At 37.2% G+C, this 23,006-nt stretch carries 27 protein-coding genes; 3 read left to right on the plus strand and 24 right to left on the minus strand.

The window, feature by feature from the left end; all coding sequences use genetic code 11:
* Positions 1–22 precede the first annotated feature (22 nt).
* From AC6UDF_RS03300 to rpsB, 9 genes are all read right to left on the minus strand, one after another.
* The gene (locus AC6UDF_RS03300) at positions 23–1,729 is read right to left on the minus strand and encodes a proline--tRNA ligase (RefSeq protein WP_500695575.1); all 1,707 of its coding nucleotides are present in this window, start codon (positions 1,727–1,729) and stop codon (positions 23–25) included.
* Between the two features lie 18 nt (positions 1,730–1,747).
* Complete coding sequence (gene rseP / locus AC6UDF_RS03305; protein ID WP_500695574.1) at positions 1,748–3,019, minus strand: RIP metalloprotease RseP; 1,272 nt, start codon at positions 3,017–3,019, stop codon at positions 1,748–1,750.
* A gap of 24 nt (positions 3,020–3,043) precedes the next feature.
* On the minus strand, positions 3,044–3,832 hold the full coding sequence (locus tag AC6UDF_RS03310; protein WP_500693847.1) for a phosphatidate cytidylyltransferase: 789 nt from the start codon (positions 3,830–3,832) through the stop codon (positions 3,044–3,046).
* Positions 3,833–3,842: 10 nt separating this feature from the next.
* Positions 3,843–4,580 (minus strand): undecaprenyl pyrophosphate synthase, encoded by a 738-nt coding sequence (uppS, locus tag AC6UDF_RS03315; RefSeq protein WP_500723816.1) that lies wholly within the window; start codon positions 4,578–4,580, stop codon positions 3,843–3,845.
* A gap of 53 nt (positions 4,581–4,633) precedes the next feature.
* A complete protein-coding gene (locus AC6UDF_RS03320; protein ID WP_500706407.1) occupies positions 4,634–5,047 on the minus strand; it encodes a hypothetical protein in 414 nt (137 codons plus the stop codon).
* A gap of 20 nt (positions 5,048–5,067) precedes the next feature.
* Positions 5,068–5,631, minus strand: coding sequence for a ribosome recycling factor (gene frr / locus AC6UDF_RS03325; RefSeq protein WP_500693850.1), 564 nt, complete (start codon positions 5,629–5,631; stop codon positions 5,068–5,070).
* 1 nt (position 5,632) lies between these two features.
* On the minus strand, positions 5,633–6,355 hold the full coding sequence (gene pyrH / locus AC6UDF_RS03330) for a UMP kinase (protein ID WP_500695573.1): 723 nt from the start codon (positions 6,353–6,355) through the stop codon (positions 5,633–5,635).
* Between the two features lie 127 nt (positions 6,356–6,482).
* The gene (gene tsf / locus AC6UDF_RS03335; RefSeq protein WP_500693962.1) at positions 6,483–7,364 is read right to left on the minus strand and encodes a translation elongation factor Ts; all 882 of its coding nucleotides are present in this window, start codon (positions 7,362–7,364) and stop codon (positions 6,483–6,485) included.
* An 80-nt stretch (positions 7,365–7,444) separates the two neighbouring features.
* Entirely contained in the window at positions 7,445–8,200 is a 756-nt protein-coding gene (gene rpsB, locus AC6UDF_RS03340; RefSeq protein WP_500693852.1) for a 30S ribosomal protein S2, read from the minus strand.
* 220 nt (positions 8,201–8,420) lie between these two features.
* Here rpsB and AC6UDF_RS03345 point away from each other — a divergent pair, with 220 nt between their 5' ends.
* Complete coding sequence (locus AC6UDF_RS03345) at positions 8,421–9,119, plus strand: HAD family hydrolase (RefSeq protein ID WP_500701140.1); 699 nt, start codon at positions 8,421–8,423, stop codon at positions 9,117–9,119.
* A 42-nt stretch (positions 9,120–9,161) separates the two neighbouring features.
* On the opposite strand, the gene AC6UDF_RS03350 is transcribed toward AC6UDF_RS03345, so the two are convergent.
* The 3 genes from AC6UDF_RS03350 to AC6UDF_RS03360 are packed head-to-tail and all read right to left on the minus strand — an operon-like array spanning position 9,162 to position 11,221.
* Positions 9,162–10,163, minus strand: coding sequence for a D-2-hydroxyacid dehydrogenase (locus tag AC6UDF_RS03350; RefSeq protein ID WP_500693854.1), 1,002 nt, complete (start codon positions 10,161–10,163; stop codon positions 9,162–9,164).
* Positions 10,164–10,209: 46 nt separating this feature from the next.
* Positions 10,210–10,491 carry a GIY-YIG nuclease family protein gene (locus AC6UDF_RS03355; protein ID WP_500693855.1) on the minus strand — a complete coding sequence of 94 codons (282 nt, stop codon included), beginning with the start codon at positions 10,489–10,491 and terminating at the stop codon, positions 10,210–10,212.
* Positions 10,481–11,221 carry a tRNA1(Val) (adenine(37)-N6)-methyltransferase gene (locus AC6UDF_RS03360; protein WP_500693856.1) on the minus strand — a complete coding sequence of 247 codons (741 nt, stop codon included), beginning with the start codon at positions 11,219–11,221 and terminating at the stop codon, positions 10,481–10,483. The genes AC6UDF_RS03355 and AC6UDF_RS03360 overlap by 11 nt, the downstream gene beginning before the upstream one ends.
* A 96-nt stretch (positions 11,222–11,317) precedes the next feature.
* Here AC6UDF_RS03360 and AC6UDF_RS03365 point away from each other — a divergent pair, with 96 nt between their 5' ends.
* Complete coding sequence (locus tag AC6UDF_RS03365) at positions 11,318–11,962, plus strand: lysophospholipid acyltransferase family protein (protein ID WP_500693857.1); 645 nt, start codon at positions 11,318–11,320, stop codon at positions 11,960–11,962.
* Positions 11,963–11,974: 12 nt separating this feature from the next.
* Here the strand turns inward: AC6UDF_RS03365 and AC6UDF_RS03370 are convergent, their stop codons facing one another.
* Positions 11,975–12,193: a YneF family protein gene (locus AC6UDF_RS03370; RefSeq protein ID WP_500693858.1), complete on the minus strand. Its 219-nt coding sequence runs from the start codon at positions 12,191–12,193 to the stop codon at positions 11,975–11,977.
* Between the two features lie 69 nt (positions 12,194–12,262).
* Positions 12,263–12,514, minus strand: a complete 252-nt coding sequence (locus AC6UDF_RS03375; RefSeq protein WP_500693859.1) for a DUF896 domain-containing protein — start codon at positions 12,512–12,514, stop codon at positions 12,263–12,265.
* A gap of 147 nt (positions 12,515–12,661) precedes the next feature.
* On the opposite strand from AC6UDF_RS03375, the gene lexA reads away from it, so the two are divergent.
* Positions 12,662–13,297 carry a transcriptional repressor LexA gene (gene lexA, locus AC6UDF_RS03380; protein WP_500706406.1) on the plus strand — a complete coding sequence of 212 codons (636 nt, stop codon included), beginning with the start codon at positions 12,662–12,664 and terminating at the stop codon, positions 13,295–13,297.
* A gap of 12 nt (positions 13,298–13,309) precedes the next feature.
* Here lexA and AC6UDF_RS03385 read toward each other — a convergent pair whose 3' ends face one another.
* The 10 genes from AC6UDF_RS03385 to AC6UDF_RS03430 form a co-directional block, all read right to left on the minus strand.
* The gene (locus tag AC6UDF_RS03385) at positions 13,310–14,494 is read right to left on the minus strand and encodes a hydroxymethylglutaryl-CoA synthase (RefSeq protein ID WP_500706405.1); all 1,185 of its coding nucleotides are present in this window, start codon (positions 14,492–14,494) and stop codon (positions 13,310–13,312) included.
* 46 nt (positions 14,495–14,540) lie between these two features.
* On the minus strand, positions 14,541–15,428 hold the full coding sequence (gene citG, locus AC6UDF_RS03390; RefSeq protein WP_500723818.1) for a triphosphoribosyl-dephospho-CoA synthase CitG: 888 nt from the start codon (positions 15,426–15,428) through the stop codon (positions 14,541–14,543).
* Entirely contained in the window at positions 15,421–15,963 is a 543-nt protein-coding gene (gene citX / locus AC6UDF_RS03395; protein WP_500706403.1) for a citrate lyase holo-[acyl-carrier protein] synthase, read from the minus strand. The genes citG and citX overlap by 8 nt, the downstream gene beginning before the upstream one ends.
* A 60-nt stretch (positions 15,964–16,023) precedes the next feature.
* Entirely contained in the window at positions 16,024–17,523 is a 1,500-nt protein-coding gene (citF, locus tag AC6UDF_RS03400; RefSeq protein ID WP_500706652.1) for a citrate lyase subunit alpha, read from the minus strand.
* A 28-nt stretch (positions 17,524–17,551) separates the two neighbouring features.
* The gene (citE, locus tag AC6UDF_RS03405; RefSeq protein ID WP_500699429.1) at positions 17,552–18,466 is read right to left on the minus strand and encodes a citrate (pro-3S)-lyase subunit beta; all 915 of its coding nucleotides are present in this window, start codon (positions 18,464–18,466) and stop codon (positions 17,552–17,554) included.
* Positions 18,466–18,759 carry a citrate lyase acyl carrier protein gene (gene citD / locus AC6UDF_RS03410; protein ID WP_500693865.1) on the minus strand — a complete coding sequence of 98 codons (294 nt, stop codon included), beginning with the start codon at positions 18,757–18,759 and terminating at the stop codon, positions 18,466–18,468. Before citD ends, citE begins: the two co-directional genes overlap by 1 nt.
* Positions 18,749–19,801, minus strand: coding sequence for a [citrate (pro-3S)-lyase] ligase (citC, locus tag AC6UDF_RS03415; RefSeq protein ID WP_500695568.1), 1,053 nt, complete (start codon positions 19,799–19,801; stop codon positions 18,749–18,751). The genes citD and citC overlap by 11 nt, the downstream gene beginning before the upstream one ends.
* A gap of 24 nt (positions 19,802–19,825) precedes the next feature.
* A complete protein-coding gene (locus AC6UDF_RS03420) occupies positions 19,826–20,794 on the minus strand; it encodes an AEC family transporter (protein ID WP_500693867.1) in 969 nt (322 codons plus the stop codon).
* 11 nt (positions 20,795–20,805) lie between these two features.
* Entirely contained in the window at positions 20,806–21,996 is a 1,191-nt protein-coding gene (locus tag AC6UDF_RS03425) for an NAD(P)-dependent malic enzyme (protein WP_500706400.1), read from the minus strand.
* A 161-nt stretch (positions 21,997–22,157) separates the two neighbouring features.
* Positions 22,158–22,946 carry an alpha/beta fold hydrolase gene (locus tag AC6UDF_RS03430; protein WP_500706399.1) on the minus strand — a complete coding sequence of 263 codons (789 nt, stop codon included), beginning with the start codon at positions 22,944–22,946 and terminating at the stop codon, positions 22,158–22,160.
* Positions 22,947–23,006 lie beyond the last annotated feature (60 nt).

Genomic DNA, 23,006 nt, shown 5'->3' on the forward strand with positions numbered 1-23,006 from the left:
CAGTTAAAACCTGGTCTTTAATTTAAATCTCTTTAGACAAAATATCAATTGTATTACTTAAATCATCTTGTTTAGTCTCAATCGTTTCGCCAGTTTTACGAATTTTAACTTCTACAATTCCTTCATCCGCCTTTTTGCCGATTGTAACCCGAATTGGAATTCCAATAAGATCAGAATCAGCAAATTTAACCCCGGCACGTTCCTTACGATCATCAACCAAAACAGATAGTCCTTTTGATTCCAATTCTTTTTCAATTGAAGATGTCATCTCTAATTGCTCATCATTTTTAACATTCGTTGGGATAACATGAACATCATATGGAGCAATTTCTTTTGGCCAAACTAATCCATTTTGATCAGCTTGCTGCTCTGAAACTGCCGACAACAAACGACTGACACCAATTCCATATGAGCCCATGACAACCGGGATATTACGACCATTCTGATCGAGAATATCAGCACCCAATGTTTTGGAATATCGTGTTCCCAATTTGAAAATATGACCAATTTCAATTCCTTTGGTAAACTTCAATACTCCGCTACCATCAGGAGAAATGTCTCCTTCTTTAACTAAATGAAAATCCCCAAAGTCTTTTACTTGGTAATCACGGTCGTAATTAACGTTTTTATAATGCTTCCCGTTTTTGTTAGCCCCAGTAACACCATTACTAATACCTTTAACATACTGATCAGCATAAACAGAAACGTCATCTGGAACATTAATTGGTCCAACCGATCCAGGTTTAACGTCTAAGTATTTAGAAACCTCAGTTGGGCTAGCAAGTTCTGCCGAATCAGCATCAAAATAATTCTTAACCTTTGTTGGATTAATTTTTTGGTCTCCCCGAATCAAAATCATTACTGGCTTACCATCAACGATATAAAGCAAACTTTTAATAATCTGATCTTTTTCAACATCAAAGAACTTACTAACTTGATTAATGTTATTAACATCTGGAGTGTCAACTAATTCCAAATCATTTAATTCTTGATGTCCCTTTTGATCAACAAACATATTCGTTGCCATCTCCAGATTAGCAGCATAATCACTATCATCCGAATAGACAATCGTATCTTCACCAACCGCAGCAGGAGCAGAAAATTCTTTTGAATCGGAGCCACCCATTGACCCAGAATCACCAATGATGGTCCGATAATTTAACCCAATCCGGTCAAAAATTCTCTGAAACGCTGCTTCCATTTGTTTATAAATCTTATCCAAATCATCATCATCTTCAGAAAAGGAATAGACATCGAGCATAATAAACTCTCGACTACGCAACAATCCATAACGTGGCCGATCTTCATCACGATACTTAGGTTGAATTTGATATAAAATTAAAGGAAGCTTTTTATATGATTTGATATTATTTTTAATTAGATCTGTAAAAGTTTCTTCATGTGTAGGACCCAAAATAAAATCCGTATCATGTCGATTTTTAAATTTAAATAGTTCGGGACCATAAGTGTCATATCTACCCGAATCTTTCCATAATTTAGCTGGAATAACTGCGGGCATCAACATTTCTGCTGCATCGGTTTTATCTAATTCTTCACGAACAATTTTTTTGATGTTTTCAAGCACGCGATATGCCAGTGGTAAATATGCATACATACCTGCCGAAACCTGCCTAACGAATCCAGATCGAACTAGCATTTTATGACTAAGAGCTTCAGCTCCCGCTGGATCTTGTTTTAAAGTTGGTATCAATAATTTTGACTGTTTCATTTTATAACCCCTAAAGTTTTATCGAATAAAGTATCGCTCAATATCATTCCAAGTTACCAGTACCATCAATACTATCAGAATGGCAAAACCAATGAGCGTAATGATCGTTTCCGTTTTTTCCGAAACTGGTTTTCTTCTAATTGCTTCCACAATATTTAATAATATTTTACCACCATCCAAGGCTGGAATTGGTAACACATTTACAATGGCTAAATTAATGGATAAAAATGCTAAAAAGCTCAACAGTCCTAAAAAACCGCCCTTGGATGCGTTAGACGTCTCCGCAAAAATGGCAACTGGACCACCTAAGTCATTTAAAGAAAAATGGGTAAACATTGAACCCAACACACCAAACAATTCAGTTGTCATATCCCAGGTTCGAGTAAATCCAGAAAACAACTTAGCTGAAAAACTAGTGTCCATCGCCTGCTGAACTCCAATCATACCAACTTTTTGCTTCTGAATGGTTTTGGCTTCAGTCGTCATTGAAATATTTTTAACTTTTCCATCATGCTTAACCGTTAAAGTTACTTTTTTATCTGGGCGCTTCTGAATCAACGTGCCGATATCATTCCACGTGTTGGTTTTGTGACCATCAACAGCCAAAATATTACTATTATTTTGCAGACCAGCTTTTTTCGCAATTGAAACTTGTGGCGACAGGTTAACCTTGTTTGAGTTATTAGGAACTCCACCTTGCATGAAGGACAAAAGCATAAATGCCAAAATTGCCAAGACAACGTTGTTAAAAATTCCCGCGCAATTTACCAAAAGTCGTTTATACAAAGGTGCTGACTGAAATTGAACGTCAACCGGCGCGATTTGAACCTCGATCCCATCTTTTTCAATAATAGTAGCATCGTGATCAACAGAAAACTTTTTTTTCTCAGAATCATCACCATTTTCGTATCCTTCAATCCAGAGACCCCCTTCTAGATCGGATCCCGACACATCTAGTGGTATTCCTTGAAACAGTTGGCTTTTATTACTCAAATCAATTCTAGTAACAACACCTTTGCTATTAGTTTGAAGCCGAACTGGAGTCCCTGGCTGAATTTCTTCATCCTCATCATCACTACTTCCAGCCATTCGAACATATCCACCAATAGGCAGTAATCGTAGTGTATAAGTCGTGTGATTATGTCGATAGTAAAACAACTTGGGACCCATTCCAATCGAAAATTCACGGACCATGATTCCTGACATTTTAGCCACGATAAAATGACCAAATTCATGAACAAAAACTAATATTCCAAAAATGATTATGAAACTAATGATTGTAATTAACAATAAAGACCCAGTCCCTTCCAGATATTACACAATTCCAAATAAATGTAGTAGTGGTAGAACAAATAATAAACTATCGAATCGATCTAATATTCCACCGTGGCCTGGCAAAATCTTGCCGGAATCCTTAACTCCATAATAACGCTTTAAAGCTGACTCAACTAAATCACCAAATTGACCAAAAATGGAAAGAACAATCGTAATAAAGAACATACTTACAGTACCAATCCCATCAATTGGGAAAAAGCAGACAAAGATTGTACACAAAATGGCTGCTAGTGCTGTACCGCCAATCGATCCCTCCCAAGTCTTATTAGGAGAAATATGAGGTGCCAATTTGTGCTTTCCAAATGCCCTTCCAAAAAAGTAGGCACCAGAATCAGTTAACCACACAATAAATAGAGCGTACAACAGGGTTGTTAATCCATCAGTCCGGGCTTCAATAAAGTAATGAAATCCAAACCCAATGTACAAAATTGCCAAGGTAAAGACTCCAGCGTCATCAAAATTGAACTTATTTTTAGAAAATACGGTAAATAACATCAATAACATTATTAAAATGTAAATTGCAAATGGAGGCTTAATCCACAATGGTAAAAATGATAACCAGTTTGTCGGGATAATCATAGCAATTGTCGCAACAAACGCAATTAGTGTCTCTGGAGACACTAAAAGTCGTTTTTTCATAATAAAAATTTCTGCTAGGGCAATCAAACCTAACACGATAGCGGCTAAATCAATCCATATTCCACCAGCAATGATAATCGGTATAAAAATAATCAAAGCAATAACCGCTGTGATAATTCTCTGCTTCATAATAAATCTCCTATTTTGCGTCCAAACCACCAAATCGACGGTGACGCTGTTGAAATTGTATAATTGTTTTTTCTAGATTGGCAGGTGTGAAATCAGGCCAGTACTGATCAACAAACTCTAATTCACTGTACGCAATTTGCCATAACAAAAAATTAGAAATCCGTTCTTCACCACTAGTTCGAATCAATAAATCAGGATCAGAATATTCACCCAAAAAAGCGGTCATCAAATGATCTGAAATTGTCTGATCAGAAATTTCATCAACATTTATATTACCCCTTTTTACATTTTGCGCAATTTCCTTAACGCCACGCACAATCTCGTCACGACTACCGTAATTTAAAGCAAAATTCAAAACCATCCCGGTACAATCCTTAGTATCATCAATTGCGTCATAAACTGCTTTTTGGGTTCTTTTAGGTAATCCAGAAATGTCACCAATTGTCGTAACCTTAACATTGTGTTTAAGGAGGCTCGGAACAAAATCATCAAAAAATTTAGCTGGCAAACTCATCAAGTAGCCAACTTCCTTTGCGGGTCGCTTCCAGTTTTCAGTAGAGAATGCGTATAACGTTAATACTTTAACCCCAAGATTACTTGCTTTGGTAGTAATATCTTTTACTACTTCCATTCCGCGCTTATGGCCAGCAATTCTAGGTAAGTGTCTTTTTTTTGCCCAGCGCCCGTTTCCATCCATAATTATTGCAATATGATTAGGAATGTTTTTTATATCCAGTTCGTTAGTCATTTGAGTACCTCAATACTTTTACATAAATAAAGGATGAGAGAATCCTCATCCTTTTACTTTACTAATTTCCATTCTCCACGACCTGCGTCAACCAAAGTATTAAAATACTTTAAAATCTTATTAGCGTCTTCTGGGCTCTGTTCCCCGAGTTGATTCAATCCCTCACCGGTTGGGATTGGCTCTGACAGATCTGTAATCTCGTTTCCATTCTCAATCGTCGCTTTTGAGAAAGCAATAATCCAGTCATTTTCGATCAAGGGAGAAACTACAAAAAATAAGTTAAAGTCATCATTAATATAAGCGGGCATCACGTACACATTATCTTGAATTTTCTGTAATTGATTACCATCATAGTCCAGTGCACGCAGGTTTCCTTCGTTAACTGGCTGTTTCAAACGAAATGCCATGTGATCAAACTCAGGTGTGCCCGGTGTTACTTCTTTTTCGTTATCATTATCATCATCCATTAGAAAAACTCCCTATTTTATTAACCATTAAGAATCTCGTCTTCCTTTTTCGAGATAATGTCTTCCACTTCAGAAATTGACTTATCAGTGATTTTTTGAATTTTGTCCTCCAAATTATGAGACTCGTCATCCGTAAAATCACCATCTTTGTTACCCCGTTTAGCAGCGTCCATGCCATCACGACGAACATTTCTAACTGCTACTTTACTTTCTTCACCAGTTGCTTTAACTTTTTTCGCAATTTCTTTTCGACGATCTTCTGTCAACTGTGGGATCACAATTCGAATATTGTCACCATCATTCATCGGATTAATTCCAAGGTCAGCCTCTAAAATACCATGCTCGATGTCCTTTAACGAACTCTTATCATAAGGTGTAATTAAAATTACACGCGGTTCTGGAATTGAGATTGAAGCGACTTGGTTTAATGGCGTGGATGCCCCATAATAGTTAACTCTAACCGGACTTAATAAACTAGCATTAGCACTACCAGCTCGGATGTTTCCAAGTTCCCGCTGTAAGGCTTCCTCTGCTTTTTTCATTTTTGACTTAGTTGTGTCAATAATTTCATTTGAACTAGGCATATTATTTTCCTTCCACGATTGTTCCAATTTTATCACCTTGAACAACCTTCTTGATATTGCCAGGCTTATTTAAATTGAATACCACTAACGGGATATTATTATCCATCGAAAGTGAGCTTGCAGTAGTATCCATAACATGTAAGCCTTTGTTAATGATATCCATTTGCGTTAATTTCTCATACTTTTTAGCATTGGGATCGGTTTTAGGATCAGCTGAGTAAATTCCGTCAACTCCGTTTTTTGCCATTAAAATGGCATCAGCGTCAATTTCAGCAGCACGGAGGACTGCCGTAGTATCAGTTGAAAAGTACGGATTACCAGTACCTCCAGAAAAAATCACAATTCGTCCCTTCTCTAAGTGGCGAACTGCTTTACGCCGAATGTAGGGTTCTGCAATTTGCTTCATTTCAATCGATGTTTGAAGCCTAGTCGGAACATCCACTGATTCAAGGTTATCCTGTAAGGCTAAACCGTTCATAATGGTCGAAAGCATCCCAATATAATCGGCTTGAGATCTTTCCATTCCCATTTCTTCACCAGCTTCACCACGCCACATGTTTCCACCACCGACAACGATGGCAATTTGAATCCCTAAGTTATAAACATCTCTAATTTCTTCAGCAATCGTCTTGATAACGGGGGGATTAATTCCAAATCCTTTATCACCAGCAAGAGCTTCACCGCTTAACTTTAAAACGATCCGTTTGTACTTTAAATCTGCCATCAGATTTCCTCCAACAATATAAATTAACTACGATAATTTTAGCATATATTAACGTATAACAACAGTGCCCTGAAGTTAGGTATAACAAAAAAGCCAGTGCATTTAACACTGACTTTTTGCTGAAATATTATTGATTCATTTGTTGTTTAACTTCATCAGCAAAACTTTGAGTATCTTGTTCAATACCTTCACCAACTTCATATCGAACAAAGCCTTTTAGTTTACCATTATTTGATTCAACATATTGTTGAACAGACATATCAGGATCCTTAACAAAAGGTTGATCAGCTAAACTAATTTGAGCTAAGAATTTCTTTAAACGCCCATCAACCATCTTTTCAACGATCTTTTCAGGTTTACCCTCACTTAGAGCTTCCTTTTTAAGAACTTCACGTTCATGCTGCAACCGATCCGAAGGAATTTCATCTTGAGTTAAGAATTCTGGGTTTTCAGCAGCAACATGCATGGCAACATCCTTAGCAGTATTGTCATCTCCACCTTGAAGTTCAACCAAAGCACCAATTTCTCCACCATTATGAAGATAAAAGCCAAAACTATCATCATCATTTTTATTAAAGGTCTTGAAACGACGCAATTTGATTTTTTCACCAGTAACTTGGGTAGTATTAATGATGGCATCTTCGACGGTTCCATCGTTTAATTCAAGTTTCATTGCTGCATCTAAATCTTTAGGCTGATTTAAAGCAATTGCATCAGCAACAGCATCAATCAAATCCTTAAAGTCATCATTGCTGGCAACAAAGTCCGTTTGCGAGTTAATTTCAACGATCGCAGCCTTGTTATCATGAACAGCAACTCGAGTGAGGCCACTGGCAGCCACCTTTCCACTCTTCTTTTCAGCCTTTGCAACCCCATTTTCTCTAAGAATATCAATGGCTTTCTTTTCATCACCATCGGCGGCAACTAAAGCCTTCTTAGCATCCATCATACCAGCACTAGTCTTGTCACGTAACTCTTTAACTTGTTTAGCAGTTACTTTTGCCATAATTGTGATCTCCTTTGTTTTAATAAAAAACTGACTTAAATTAGGCCAAAAGGGTCTAAACAAAAGTCAGCCTATCACTTTAATTATTTAGTTTCTTCGGATTTTTCATCTTTTTGGTCAGCATTTTTATCAAAATCTTTTTCGCTAACTTCATCTTCACCCTGTTTACCCTCAATAATAGCATCAGCCATTGTTGAAGTAATCAATCTGATGGCACGAATTGCATCATCATTAGAAGGAATAACATAATCAATTCCATCAGGATCAGTATTAGTATCTACCATTGCTACAACCGGAATATTGAGCTTTTGAGCTTCATGCAAAGCAATTTGTTCCTTATGTGGATCAACGATGAACATTACATCCGGAATCTTAGGCATATCTTCGATACCGCCTAAGAATCTTTCAAGTTTGTCGGTTTGCTTCTTAAGCAAAGCAACTTCCTTCTTTGGTAAACGTTCAAAAGTGCCATCTTGAGCCATCTTTTTAAGTTTCTTCAAGTACTTAATTCGTTTTTGAATCGTGTTCCAGTTGGTAAGAGTACCACCTAACCAACGATGGTTAACGTAGTAAACACCAGCACGTTTTGCTTCTTCTTCAATTGAATCTTGAGCTTGTTTCTTAGTACCAACAAAAAGAATTACAGCATCATTTGCTGCTTCATCCTTCATAAAGTTGTAAGCACGGTCAATGCACTTAACCGTCTTTTGTAAATCGATGATATAAATACCATTACGTTCAGTAAAAATGTATTTCTTCATCTTAGGATTCCAACGACGAGTTTGGTGACCGAAATGAACACCAGCCTCAAGTAATTGTTTCATTGTAACTACAGCCATAATTAGCCTCCATATAAAAGTTTTTTCCTCCCTAGAATTATGCAAGGAACTCAAATGAGCACCACCTTACAAAACCTTCTAGGTGTGTATTGGTAATTAACACCAAGGATTAGTATACAAAATATCAACGTAAATAACAATAATATTTTGAGATTTAATCAAATCTTGCGTATAATATTAAAAATGTGTTACGGTTTTATTTATCTGAGGAGGAGTTTAAATGATAAAAGCTGTCGTATTTGACGTCGACGACACATTGTATGATCAAAAGCGGGTTTCAGAAGAGGCCTTTTTTAAGACGTTCCCTAATCATCCAATTATTGACTCAGCTACTTCATTTAAAAATTTTCAAATTCAAAGTCCCTTAGTTTATTCCAATATAATGTCTGGGACTTACAAGCAAAATGAACTAGTTTATCAAAACATCAAAAATGGTGTTAACGATCTTGATCCGGATAAAGAAGAAATTAAACATTTTAAGAAAAACTATCTAACTTGTATTAAAGAAATTTCATCTTATCACGATCTTTTAAAGACAATCCAAATGTTGTCAAATAATTTAAAAATTGGAATTATTGCTAACGGATCCAGTCAATTCTTAAATAACGAACTAAAGATCCTTGGATTAGATGATTACATTGATCCTAATTACATCATTGCTTCAGAGTCAGTTGGCATGTTAAAACCGGATCCTAAAATTTTTACCGTTATGAATCATAGATTAGATGTCAGACCATCCGAAGTAGCTTACATTGGCGATTCATTTACTGGTGACATCATTTCAGCCAAGCGAGCTGGTTGGCATGCCTTTTGGTTCAATCACCGCAAACGATCCGTCCCAGAAACAAACTTTGTCCCAGATCAAACGGTAACTTCTCAAAATGAGCTTTGTGAACTTTTAAAGGCTCTATCAAAATAAAAAGCGCACTTCATATCAAAGTGCGCTTTTTATTTTGAGTTCCTATTTAACTTCAACTGAGTTATCGGACTTACCGTTTTTAATCAATTGAACGTTTGAATCGAGTGCAATTTGAACCATGTTCTTAACCGCAGGCTTCGTATAAAATGCAATGTGTGGAGTGATTAAAACATTATCCCGTTTCATCAAGTTCTTCAATCTGTCATCTGGGATCTTATCAAAACTTCCAAAATCAACATTGAAAATACCCACTTCGTTTTCGTACACATCAAGAGCAGCTCCTGAGATCTTGCCACTGTCAAGGCCACGAATCAAAGCATCAGTATCAATTAAACTTCCACGGGCAGCATTGATAATTTTGATTCCATCTTTCATTTGCGCAATTGAATCATCATTAATCATATGATCATTTTCTTTTAATGCTGGAGCATGAAGAGTTATAATATCAGAATTTGCATACAATTCTTCAGGGGTATCAACGTAAATTCCCTCTTTTTTGAGCTCAGGGTTTGGATAAGGGTCATAAGCAATCACTTTGGCACCAAAACCTTGAAGGATTTTAACAACTTGGCGTCCGATTCTCCCAGTAGCATAGACACCAACGGTTTGCTTGTTCATTTCGTCAGCAATATCTGGAGCCCAGGTCATGTTACCATGGCGTTCCTTATCTTCAAACTTTTTAGTATGACGAAGTAACCGCATCATTTCTGTAACCGCTAATTCAGCAATAGCAGCTGGTGAATAAGCTGGAACGTTAGTGACATTAATGCCATCACGTTTAACAGCATCAGCATCAACATTATCCACCCCAACGTTTCGAAGTGAAAGTGATTTAATGCCAAAACTAGCTAATTTGTCTAAAATATCAGCAGTATAAGGCTTTTGCTGGTATGCAACCACACCATCAAATCCCTTTGCTTCGTCGACAGTGTCATTATCCAATAATTTTGATTCTGCTTTTACTTCAATGTCTGGATGAGCTTTATCCCATTGTTCTAAGTATGGTCGTTCATCGTCTCTAATTCCATATGCAATGATTTTCATAACTTAGTCCCCCTTTTCTTTTCACCATAATTATAACACCCAACCACTAATTACCCCAAAGAGTCGAGTCAATTCCATGGCTAATTAGAAAAAATTCTTTTTTTCTCCGAGTTTGATGCTTAAAAGCGTATTCTGCTTTCATGGCACTCCTTTTATCATTAAATTTTTCGTAGTACAGTAGCTTTAAAGGTCGCCTAGTTTTAGTATATTTGGCCCCTTTCCCAGCTTGATGAACCGCTAATCTACGATAAACGTCATCGGTAAACCCACCGTAAAACGTCCCGTCACAACAAAGTAAGACATACATATAGTAACTTTTACTTTCCATACAACATCTTTTTAACCTCTTTTGAATAACTACCATGGTCATAAACCGTAATCGGGTAATCGACTTTTAAACCAGCATTTTTTCCATCTTTAATTGCAGATACCAAAATCATGTTAGAATTCTTTCCCTCTTTAGGGTAAATAAATTGAATTTGCTTCATTGCTAGTCGAAAGTTAGTCATTAAGTTCATTAATTCATGTAGGCGATCAGGACGATAAACCATGTAAAGTTTCCCACCAGTTTTTAAAAGCTCACTACTAGTTTTAATAACGCTTTTCAAATTAGTTTTTACTTCGTGTCTTGCAATCGCTAAATATTCATTCGGATTTTTTTTACTAGTCGGAAGATTTGAAAAATACGGAGGGTTAACCGTAATAGTATCAACCTCATCTTTGCCAAAAATTGTGGTAGCATTAGCTAAATCATCATTATAAACGGATATCTGATCCTCTAAGCCGTTCAGTTGAACACTCCTAGTTGCCATATCACTTAGACGTGATTGAATCTCGACTTCGGCAATCTTACCATGTGTTTTTTTGCTTAAAAACAAACCAACGGCACCATTACCAGCACATAAATCAACCAAAAGACTATTCTTATTGATCTTAGGCTGAGCAAAATTAGCAAGCATTACGGCATCCAAAGAAAATGAAAACACACTTGGACTTTGAATGACTTTAATGTCCTGACTGTAGAGTTGGTCAATTCGTTCATCACCAATCAAGTTCACCTAGTTCACCACCATTTTTTAAATTTAACTTGTCACTTTTACCGTTAATAATATACTATTAAATTATACATCTTAAAAAAAGGAGCTTAAAATCTTTTGTGGTACTCGTTTTTATTTACAGTTGGCCAATTCATTTTAAGAATTATAAATGGACCAATGAATGTGATGCACAAGAATCGTATCCCAGACGGAAATTACGTGTTAATTGCTCCCCACCGGAGTTGGTTTGATATGATTCTAATTGCAACGGTAATTCGCCCTAAACAGTTGTGTTTCATGGCTAAAAAAGAACTATTCAAAAATCCAATGCTGGGATGGTTTTTGCGGCACGTCAACGTATTTTCGGTTGATCGTTCAAATCCAGGAATTTCAGCAATTAAAATTCCAGTTAGAACACTGAGAAAAACCAATCTATCACTCATGATGTTCCCGTCTGGTACGAGGCATTCCAAAAAACTCAAGGGCGGTGCAGCACTGATTGCCCAACTAGCTGGAGTGCCCCTGGTACCAGTTGTTTATCAGGGGCCATTGACCCTCAAAGAAGTTTTCAAACGCCAGAAAGTTTCAATTAACTTTGGTGATCCAATTTATATCAACAAAAAAGAAAGATTGGATGATAAGAATCAAAAATTAATTGAAAATCAAATGCAAGCCGCCTTTGACAAGCTCGATGATGAAATTAATCCCAACTACGTGTACATTGATGAATCAAAACCGCATAATAAAAAAACGTCGAAGTAATTCGACGTTTTTTTAATTTTGATGATGTTTCATTGCGTTCATCATTTGGTTAAGTTTCTTTTGTGATGGCTTTTGTCCCATCTGAAGCATCATCGCTTTAAGTTGTTCCTGGTTGATTGGTGGATTATCCTTCAAATACTTTTCCATGTACTTACGAGCACCGAAGAAGCCAATTAGTGCACCAGCTAGTAAAGCCAAAATCACTATTAAAATCCAGATCCATGTAGACAAATCATTGACCTCCCTTCAAGCCTTTTATTATTATTTTACACAATTAGCAAGGTTTTGAAAAGATTGGAATCAATCGTCTCGCAAATTTTTCTTTCGCTGAGATTCCTTGACTTTGTCTGAAGTAATTTCGTTCCCTTTTTTATCATAGACCTTAGTCATTTCAATCTGACTTTTAAAATTAGCCTTGAAACGATCTAAGTACTCTTTTCGTAACTTCTTCTGTTCTTCTTTTTCTTCTTCCGATAAACCTTCGTTTTTTGATTTTTTAGATAATTCGTTAATTCTTGGAATGAGTTTTTCTAATTCTTTATCTTCAGCCATGTTAACCTCTCCCTTCATCTGATATCATAATATCACGAAATAAAGCGTGAAAACAAGGATTTGTACACGAACAAACGTTTGCAAAATTCCGTTTTTGTGGTATTCTTATTTTAGCTAAAAACCAATTAGAAAGCACAGAGGTGCCTTATGTCGCAAGCATCACAAACAAAACAACATGATATTCTCGAATACATTTGGAAACAAGTTCGTGATCAAGGATACCCACCAACCGTTCGAGAAATCGGCGAACACGTTGGATTATCGTCAACTTCAACGGTCCATGGTCATCTCGCTCGTTTGGAAAAGAAGGGCTATATCATCAAGGATCCAACTAAGCCGCGTGCCCTTGAAGTTACTTCTGATGGAATGAACTATCTTGGTGTTTCTCAAGAATCAAAGCCGGACGAGATGCCTTTACTTGGAACCGTTGCTGCCGGAGAACCAATTCTTGCGGTTCAAGACGCAACTGATTATTTCCCAATTCCAACCGAACTCCAACGAAATTCTGATTCACTCTTCATGCTTACCATTAGTGGTACAAGTATGATCAATATCGGAATTTTAGACGGTGATCAGGTAATTGTAAAACGCCAAAATACCGCTGAAAATGGTGATATTGTCATCGCCATGAACGACGAAAACGAAGCCACCTGCAAACGATTCTTTAAAGAAAGTGACCATTTCAGACTCCAACCCGAAAACGATGACATGGCACCAATTATTTTAAAAAACGTAGTCATCTTAGGTAAAGTTGTCGGTTTATATCGAATTGGCATTAAATAAAAACCATTCACTTCAAAGTGAATGGTTTTTTTCTTGATTTAAATACTGACGTTTACCTTCTTTAACACCAGAAAAGACAAATTTAGCAGGATCATTACTTAGATCCAATTCATAATTATCATCCAAAAGACTAGGCAAACCATTGAATATTTGTTCATACTCTTCAATTGATAATTTCTTTCGACTGTCTAACAGCTCATTCATTAACTGTTTTCGCTTTTGATCTCTAAAGTTATCTTGTAATATTCCGGTATAAAACTCGCCCTGAGCCCCAGAACCATAACTAAACACGCCAACTTGGTCTCCTACTTTTAAATCTGAAGAATTATCCAGAAGTGAAAGAAGACTTAAATATAATGATCCAGTATACAAATTACCAACTCGTTTACTGTAAACCCGACTAGCCTCAAATTCTCTTAACAATTTCTCCTGTTCCCTAACTGAAACTTCAGGAAGAACTTGGCGTAATGCTTTTAACCCCATCTTAGTGTAAGGTAAATGAAAAACAATTGCCTTTAAATCATTAAAAGTAAGACCATGTCTTTTTAAATAATCATGAACGGTTTCATTAAAAAATTTTTCATAAATATCATTTGAGTAGTGTCCATCCACAAGGGCCTCAGTCTTTCCAATTGGCCGCCAAAAATCCATAATATCTTGAGAATAAACACTACTATCATCGCTTATAGTCATAATACGTGGGTTACTCGACACCGTCATGGCAACTGCTCCACCGCCTTGTGTAACCTCGCCAGCAGTTTGAACTCCGTATCTAGCAATATCAGATCCAACCACTAAAGCCTGCTTATCGGGATGCAAGTGAACATAGTCTTTAGCCATCTGTAATCCTGCAGTTGCTCCATAGCAGGCTTGTTTAATTTCAAATGCTCGTGCGTGTGAACTCAATTTTAACAGGTTTTGAACATAAATTGCTCCCGACTTAGAGTTATCAATTCCACTTTCTGATCCAAAAATAATTAAATCAATCTTATCTCGATTTTCTTGACTTACAATTTGGTCCGAGGCATTGGCTGCCAACGTAACAGAATCTTGGGTGGAGGGAATGACAGCTTGTTGAGTTTGTCCGATCCCAATTAAATACTTGTTTGGATCTTCATCACGCGCTTTGGCTAAATCCACCATATCAATAAAATAAGTTGGGGTATAAAAGCCAATTTTATCAATTCCAACTTTCACTAATACCACTCCATTTTCAATTTAATTTTCTAAACGTCACTCATGTTTAAAAATGATCAGTTATCTTACCAAAAAAGATGGTTAAAATTAATAAATCAGCTGAACCACCTAAGCTTAAATCTTGATTATCAAAGTTTTCACACATTTTTTCCAGTTGTTCTTTAACTAGAGCGGAATTAAAAGCTTCAGTGTTTAAAATTGAAGTAACCTGCCTGTGTACCTTTTCAACGATTTCAGGCGATCCAGCACGTTTAATCAAATTACTATCTTGACTATGAGCAACAATGTTAAGTAACGCTCGAAGGATCTTTTCATTTTTATTTCCATTAAAAGCGACCAAAGCTGGCAAGCCATGACCTGTCACAGTTTTGAATCCAGCCTCGGCTTCTCCACGAATTCCTGTCATCCCATATTCTAAAAATTGGTGCTCACCAGCGGTTAATTTGCTAGCAGATTTTCTTCTCACCTGCGAAAAGTCTGATTTAACGATTCCAGCAGTCATAGCTTTTTCTACATTAATTATATCTCCAAGTGTAAAGGAAGCTTTGGACTGAGAAAGATAGCCTAGTGACGCAACAATAATTCCCATTACGAAGATTGCACCCTTATGGGTATTGACACCGTTAGTCTCCCTAAACATATTTTTTTCAGCTTTAATTCCATCAGGTCGAATCAACTTCAATAATTGACTTAAGTCATCACTTAAAAAATTTTGTCCTCGTAAAAAAGCGGTTTCAAAATAAGGACGCATTGTAATAATGCTGTCAATGAATGTAAAGATATCCATATCAGGATGAGATTTATGAGAAACTGGATCAACCAATCCTGGTTTTGGATTAGAAACAACTTCATCTAACATTGATTCCATCACAGCGTTAACGGTTTTATTTTTTTGACAAATTTTAACTTTCCAATCCATTACCGCATTATTCATATCCGACATTCCTAAAATATATCTCGCTAATTTTTCGTTGCAAATCAGACACGGAATGAGTACGGTTTCTAGCGCATTCTTTAGAATTTCGATCACAAATCAGACATCTTCTGGGTCTCATTTTGACATCAGTCCGGGAGTAATGAGAATGATTATGATCCATTACGTCAATATCAAACAAACGTCCTAAACGATCATAATCTTCAAAATGAATTGCTCGTTTCTTCAAAACAAGCCCATCACCATCAACCACCAAAAACCGTTCTTTTCCCGCATCAGTGTTCCACCCCATTTTATCGATAATTTTCATATTGTACAACTGTGTTTTAAAGAATCGCTTATAGCCAACATCAAATAAGTTCATGATTTGCGGGTTGTTCTTGATGGGACCCGGAATATTTAACTTGATTGACACAATCGTATCCATTGGATACTGCTCCTTTAATTGAGCCTGTATGTGTGCCCGTCTGTCTTTGTTAGCAAGTACAGCTGGGATCCCCTGCACTTTCCCAGTTAAAAAAATATTATCTTCCAACTTATCAAACTCCTTAAAAAAACGGCTCCATCTGCCTTACAGATAGCACCGTCTTTAAAATTAATCTTTTACTTGTCGAATTGAATCAATGATCGTTCCATCCCGATACTCAACCAATCCAACCGTCTTATCAGTATACTTCAGTGGTTCTTCTTTGCCGACGATCTTTTCAGCTTTTTCAGCTAATTCTTGGATGCTGTATACATGCAAACTCGGAACATCCTTAAATTGCTTAATCAGGTCTGGACGATTAGGATTAACGGCGATTCCAAATTCGGTTACTAAGACATCAATCGATTGCCCTGGAGTAACAGCTGTACTAATATGATCTACCACCGTTGGAATGCGACCTCGTACCAGTGGAGCACAGATGATTGTCATCTTAGACGTAGCAGCATCCTGATGTCCACCAACCGCTCCTCTAATTACGCCATCAGAACCAGTTAACACATTAACGTTAAAATCAGTATCAATTTCCAAGGCACTTAAGACCGCAATGTCTAACTGAGCGACCATTGATCCTTTATTATCAGGATCAGCATACCATGACGCATCAATTTCCTGTTGGTTTTTGTTGTTCTTCATTGAATCAGCAGCGGCTTTATCAAAGTCTTGAACATCCATTAACTTATCAACTAATCCCTCTTCAAGCAAATCAACCATTGGTTTAGTAATTCCACCCAAACCAAACGAGGCATGAAGATGATTATCAAGCATTGCTTGTCTTAAGTAACGAGTAACGGCAAGGGCAGCTCCACCAGAGCCAGTCTGAAATGAGAAGCCATCTTTAAAGTACGGTGAATTAACAATCACTTGATTGACCGCTCTAGCAATGGTCAAATCTTTTGGATCCTTAGTGAAACGAGTAGCGCCAGAGCCAATCTTATTAGGATCACCAACTTTATCCACCTTAACGACATAATCGACTTGTGTTTGTCGAATTGAGGCAGGGGTGTTGGGATAGTCCACCACATTATCAGTTAATAAAACCACTTTATTAGCATAAGCTGCGTCCATTAACGCATATCCTAGTGAACCAAATGCGGCTGGACCTTCCATCCCGTTAGCATTACCACAACAGTCAGAATTAGGAACCCCTAAAAAGGCAACATCGATTTTGATATCACCGTTTTCAATGGCACGAGCACGGCCTCCATGGGATCTGAAAATCACTGGATTTTTAAGAATTCCATGAGAAACTTCGTCACCCAATGAACCACGCATTCCGGATGTGGTGATGTTAGTAACGGTTCCATTCTTGATGGCTTTAATTGCCATATCATTCATTACGCCGGTCAGTGAAGAAGGTGCTAAAGTTAGATCTTTAATTCCAAGGTCCATTATCGCCTTCATCACAAGATTAAAGATGTAATCACCATTACGTAAATGGTGATGAAATGAGATGGTCATCCCATCCTTCACGTTATCTTTAACAACCTGCTTTAAATCATCCTTTAATTTATCATGTCCATCTTGAACTTGGACTTTAGGAGCCGTTCTTTGAAAGACCGGGTTACCAATCTTAGTAGTTTCAAATGGTTTAAAGTGCAGTTCATTCATTAATTTATCGGGTAAATTACGACCTAATTTATTTTCCAATGTAATGACCCTCCTTATCAATCAAGCCAGAAGCTTTAGCTAGTTTCATAACTCTCTCAGCTCTAAGTGCAACTGGTCTATCAACCATCTGTCCGTTCATTGAGATAACTCCTGAGCCAGCTTTTCTTGCTTTTTCAATCGCAGCAAGTACATTTTCAGCATTCTTAATTTCATCTTCACTTGGGGCATAAACTTGGTTTACCAAAGGAATTTGGCGTGGATTAATAACTGATTTTCCGTCGTAACCCAACTCATGAATATACTCGGTTTCTGCCAAGAATCCCTTCACATTATCAACATCGGTGTAAACCGTATCAAAAGCGGCGATACCAGCTGCTCTAGCAGCATTTAAAATCATATTTCTGGCAAACTGTAGTTCCAAGCCATTTGGATAACGGTGTGTTTTTAAATCCGTTGTGTAATCTTCCGCCGATAAAGCAATCCCAATCATGCGATCAGAGGCTTTAGCAATCTCAAGTACATTCATGACACCTTCAGCGCTCTCAATTGCGGCCATTAAATGAGTGGTTCCAACTGGAATGTTGAACTCCTTTTCAGCGTCAACAACTAGACTCTCCATCTCTTCAACCATTGCCGCACTTTCAGTTTTAGGAATTCTAATAACATCGATGCCAGCCTTAACCATCATTTTGACGTCAGCTTCAAAGAAGTCAGTGTCGAGTCCATTAGTTCTAACAACTAATTCTGCATCACCATAATCAACCGTTTTTAAAGCCTCATAAACTAAGTTTCTTGCAGAATCTTTTTCCGCTAACGAAACTGAGTCTTCAAGATCAAACATGATTGAATCGGCGCCATAGATCCCAGCATCTTTGATCATCCCTGGATTGTTACCTGGAACAAACATCATCGTTCTTCTGAGTCGTTCACCATTTTCAGCCATTATAGTGCCTCCCATGCTGGTTGTTCGCTGTCGCCCATGGCCCGTTGAATTGCGGTAATCGTTCGAGCTTTAATTACGCAATCTAAAGCTCCCTGGTCAACTGCCTTAATATTGACATTATCTAATTCAAATTTGTTAACAACTTCCTTAATGGTAGCAATAATATCATCACCAAACCGTTTCTTAACATCAGATTCAAGATTAATTTGGATTCCGTTAGTACCCTTACTGACTGTGATCTGAATGTCAGAAGATTCCAGCGTTCCATCCATTGCCGTTTTATTAATTCCCATTGATCTTCATTCCCTTCTTAATTCTTTCCTGTAACGAATCCATATGTTTGGTAATAAACTCGTAAGTTGTTTTTGGGACAATCCCTTTAATTGATGTTAACTCACCATTCTTAATGGCCATCCGAACCGTTCGGGCCGAAATCACTTTTCCGGCTTCATCCTGATCTCGTTTAATAACTTTAACTTTGACTTCAGGCGGGAGAACCTTTTCTAAAATTTGATTATAGATTGAGGTCGTTTTGGAATTTGGCTCCGTTCCAAGAAACCGAACGTTAATGCCAAGATCTTTGGCAATCCAATCTTTAAAGATTAATGCATCAATGGTTGTCTGATACCGCACCTTGTCTGCTTGCGCCCCCAAAAAATACGAAGGAAAAGTGGCATAACTTACTAAGTAATCGCCACCCGGAACAACCATCACATTCTTTAAGTCAGAAACGCCCTCTTGAACAAGTTTTAATCGTTCTTGTGACGTAAACAGTGATTTATCAGTACTTACAACAAATACGTAAACGTTATCACTAACTTCTGACGCTTTTTCAACCAAATATCTATGACCATCGGTAAAAGGATTAGCATTCATGACAATCCCGGCATTATTATCAGTTTTATTAACTTTAGGCAGACTTTTAAGATAATCAGTAATACTATAATCACCGGTCTCTAAAAAGGCCGCATCATCACTTTGAACGAGTTCCTTAAACCCAACGTGTTCGAAACTTTCCGCATACATTGGCTTTGTAAAGACAAAGACATGAAAGACTCCACGTTGTCCCAAACTTGTTAAAAGATTCGAAATTACCTTGTTAAAATAAACCCCATTTTCAGTGTACTTATGACAAACACCAATGTACTTCAAAATGTTTCCAGAATATGAACCAGTACCAACTAATTTATTCCCATCAAAAAGTCCAACGGTATAATCTAAGGGATCAACCTCATCACCAGAAAAATTGGCGATGCCAAGTGATTTCAAAAAATCTCTCCACTGATTAAATTGGTCAGGAACCTCTAAATTAATTTCTCTAGTCTCAATATTCATATCCTCAATAATCTCCCGTTTCTACTAACCCATGATTAACATAATAATCGGAATTACGATGATAAAGAGGACTGAGGTAGATACAACCACGTTTGTAGCAAACTTAACATCACCATGATAAGTTTGTGCCAAAATTGGCAGAACTGCAAGTGAAGGCGTAGCAGCTTGAACAATCAAAGTCTTAGAGAAGGTTGGAACCATTGATGCTCCGAGTTTGAACCCAACAAAAATAATTGCAGCCATGACTAATGGTGAAATCACGAAACGGCCTGCTAAAGTCAAAATGACATCTTTATCAAAATGCATGTTTCTAAGACCAAATGATCTCAACATAATTCCAATATAGATTAATGCAAGTGGGGTAACCAGTGCCCCCAAATCAGTTAAGGTTGTTTGGACAAAATTAACCAATAAATGTTCCTGAAGCCATGGAATATACAAAAATGGAATGGCAACAATGAATCCCCATAATGGAGCCGGAATCAAATGGTGCCAATCAAATTTAGCTTTGGAACCATCTTTAGCGGTTGGATCGTCTGCAGCAATTACCCAAACACCTAAAGTCCAAATAATGATCGTATTTACAATATAGTAAACAAGTAAATAAGGGACTGATATCTCACCAAATAAAGCAACGTTTAAGGGCATTCCAATAAAAACGGTATTAGCACCGTTAATACCGGTCATCATCAGTCCTCTTCGACCCTTTTTAACTCTAAATAACTTAACTTCAATCCATGAAATAACGTAGCCTAAAAGGATAGCAAGCACAACATAGATTAATCCAGTTGACAAATTAGCTAGTTGTTCTGGATGAAAATATTTAAGCATTGCCACAAAAATAGAACATGGTAAAGCAACTTTCATAATAATCTTTGAGATTGAACCGGAAAATGATTCTTTAAACCATCCAAGTCCTTGTGTTACATAACCAACTGCAATCATAATTACAATCGCTAGCACACTCTGGATTGATGTAATAAATATTGCCATAATTGTACCTCTTATCCTTTTTCACCATATTTTATAATTGAATTTGTGACTGTTTTAACAACATTTTCATCAAAAACCCCAGGGACAATTTTATCTGGAGTAGGATCAGGAATCATGCTGGCTAACGCGTCAGCAACGACTTCCTCAATTTGGTATGTAACCTTTTTAATTCCACTCTTTAAAAGTCCTTTGAACAGACCTGGGAAAACCAAAATATTATTAACTTGATTTGGATACTTACTAGATCCAGTCGCAATCACTTTAGCACCACCAGCTTTAGCGTCTTGTGGAAGAATTTCCGGAACTGGATTAGCAAGCGCAAAGACAATCGGATCCTTTGCCATTCTTTTAACTTGACTAGTACTTAAAACATTAGCATCTGACAGACCGATAAAAACATCCTGATCATCAATTACATCATCCAGAGTTTGTCCTTCTTTTCCGTTCAAGGATTGGGCAAGTCCAGTTTGATATGAATTATAGTTCTCACTATTTGGCTTAACCACGCCATCGATATCAACCAAAGTAATATTTTTAATGCCAACATGCTCCAACAACGAGGCAGTAGCGACACCAGATGCTCCAACCCCATTGACGACGATCTTTAAATCTTTCAACTCTTTACCAACTACTTTACTAGCGTTGAGTAATCCGGCCAAAACTACAATAGCAGTTCCCTCTTGGTCGTCATGATAGACCGGAATATCTAATGTTTTACTCAAGATATCCTCTAACTCAAAGCATTTTGGTGCCGCAATGTCCTCCAAATGGATCCCAGCAAAGGTATCTTGAATACTTTTAATGTGAGTGGCCATTTTCTTGGCATCTTCCTGATCAATGGCAACTGGTAACGCATTAACATTGGCCAAGTCTTTATATAACAAAGCCTTCCCTTCAACAACCGGAAGCCCTGCAGCTGGTCCGATGTTACCTAATCCTAGAACTGCTGAACCATCAGTAACAACAGCAAGCAACTTTCCACTCATTGTGTACTTGTCCTTTAAACTAGGGTCTTTTTCAATGGCCTTGGAAATCTTAGCAACACCAGGTGTGTAAGCCTCACTAAGTTCTTCACGGTTTTTTACAGGAAATTCTGATTCCATTTCTAGCATTCCCGTGTGCTTTTCATGAATGGAATAAATATTATCAGCCACGTAAACCCCTCCAATTGTTTTTATTTTCACGCAGACACGATTGCTCATATCCGCTTACATTGTGATTATATTAACCAAAGTGCGTAAAGTCAACCAAGTTAACACTCTTTAACAAACCCAAATAAAAAACGACCTCATTAAAGTGAGACCGCTATTAAAAGGTTAAGTCTAATAATTCACACGATGATATTTCTTACCATTGTGATTTATTATATTCTTTTCACAAACTTCAACAAAATATCGTTAAACACATCTGGCTGTTCAGCCATAATAATATGCCCCGCATCTTCAACAATCTGATAATGACCATTATGAGCCATCCCAGCTGCAACTTTTGCAAAGTGATAATCAAAAAATGGTGATTTTCTTCCCGCTATAATCATCAATGGAACCTTCAAATCACTCAAAATGTCACGCCAATCTTGAAAAGCATGATCCACTAACAACGAATAGTTTAAGTCGGCGTCATATGGATACTCCTGTTTTAACGATTGAATCTTACTATATAAAAGATCATTAATTTTACTATAAGTCGAACGTCCAAATGGCTGCTTCAAAAATTCAGGAAAATTACTCCAGTCTAAAGCCTTAAATCCGTATGGCCATGACCGATCCGCAATCATCTTAGGACTCTGATCAACGTCTACAATGGCCTTAATTCCCTTATCAGTAAACAAAGAAACGTACGCAAACATGGTTGCTGCTCCCATTGAATTCCCAAGCAAGATTGGTTCTTTTAATTTTAGTTCATTCTGAATCTCATATAAATCCATCGCATGGCGCGACATTCGTTCATCCTTACTAGTACGCTCAGACATCCCCTGATTTCTAGCATCCACGTTAATAACCCTGAAACCGCTTTCGACTAATTTTTGGACAGTAAGGGTCCAAATCTCTTTATAGCCCCCAATTCCGGTAAGAATCATCACGGGTTGATTGCTTTTATTTCCCTCATCATCATAGTCTAATTCCACATTATCAGAAGTATAAAATTTCATTATCGCTTCACCATTTTCTTTAAGATTTATTTTATATGTTAGCACTTCTCTTACTACTAG

It is taken from the genome of Fructilactobacillus sp. X2R6C1 (assembly GCF_059901295.1).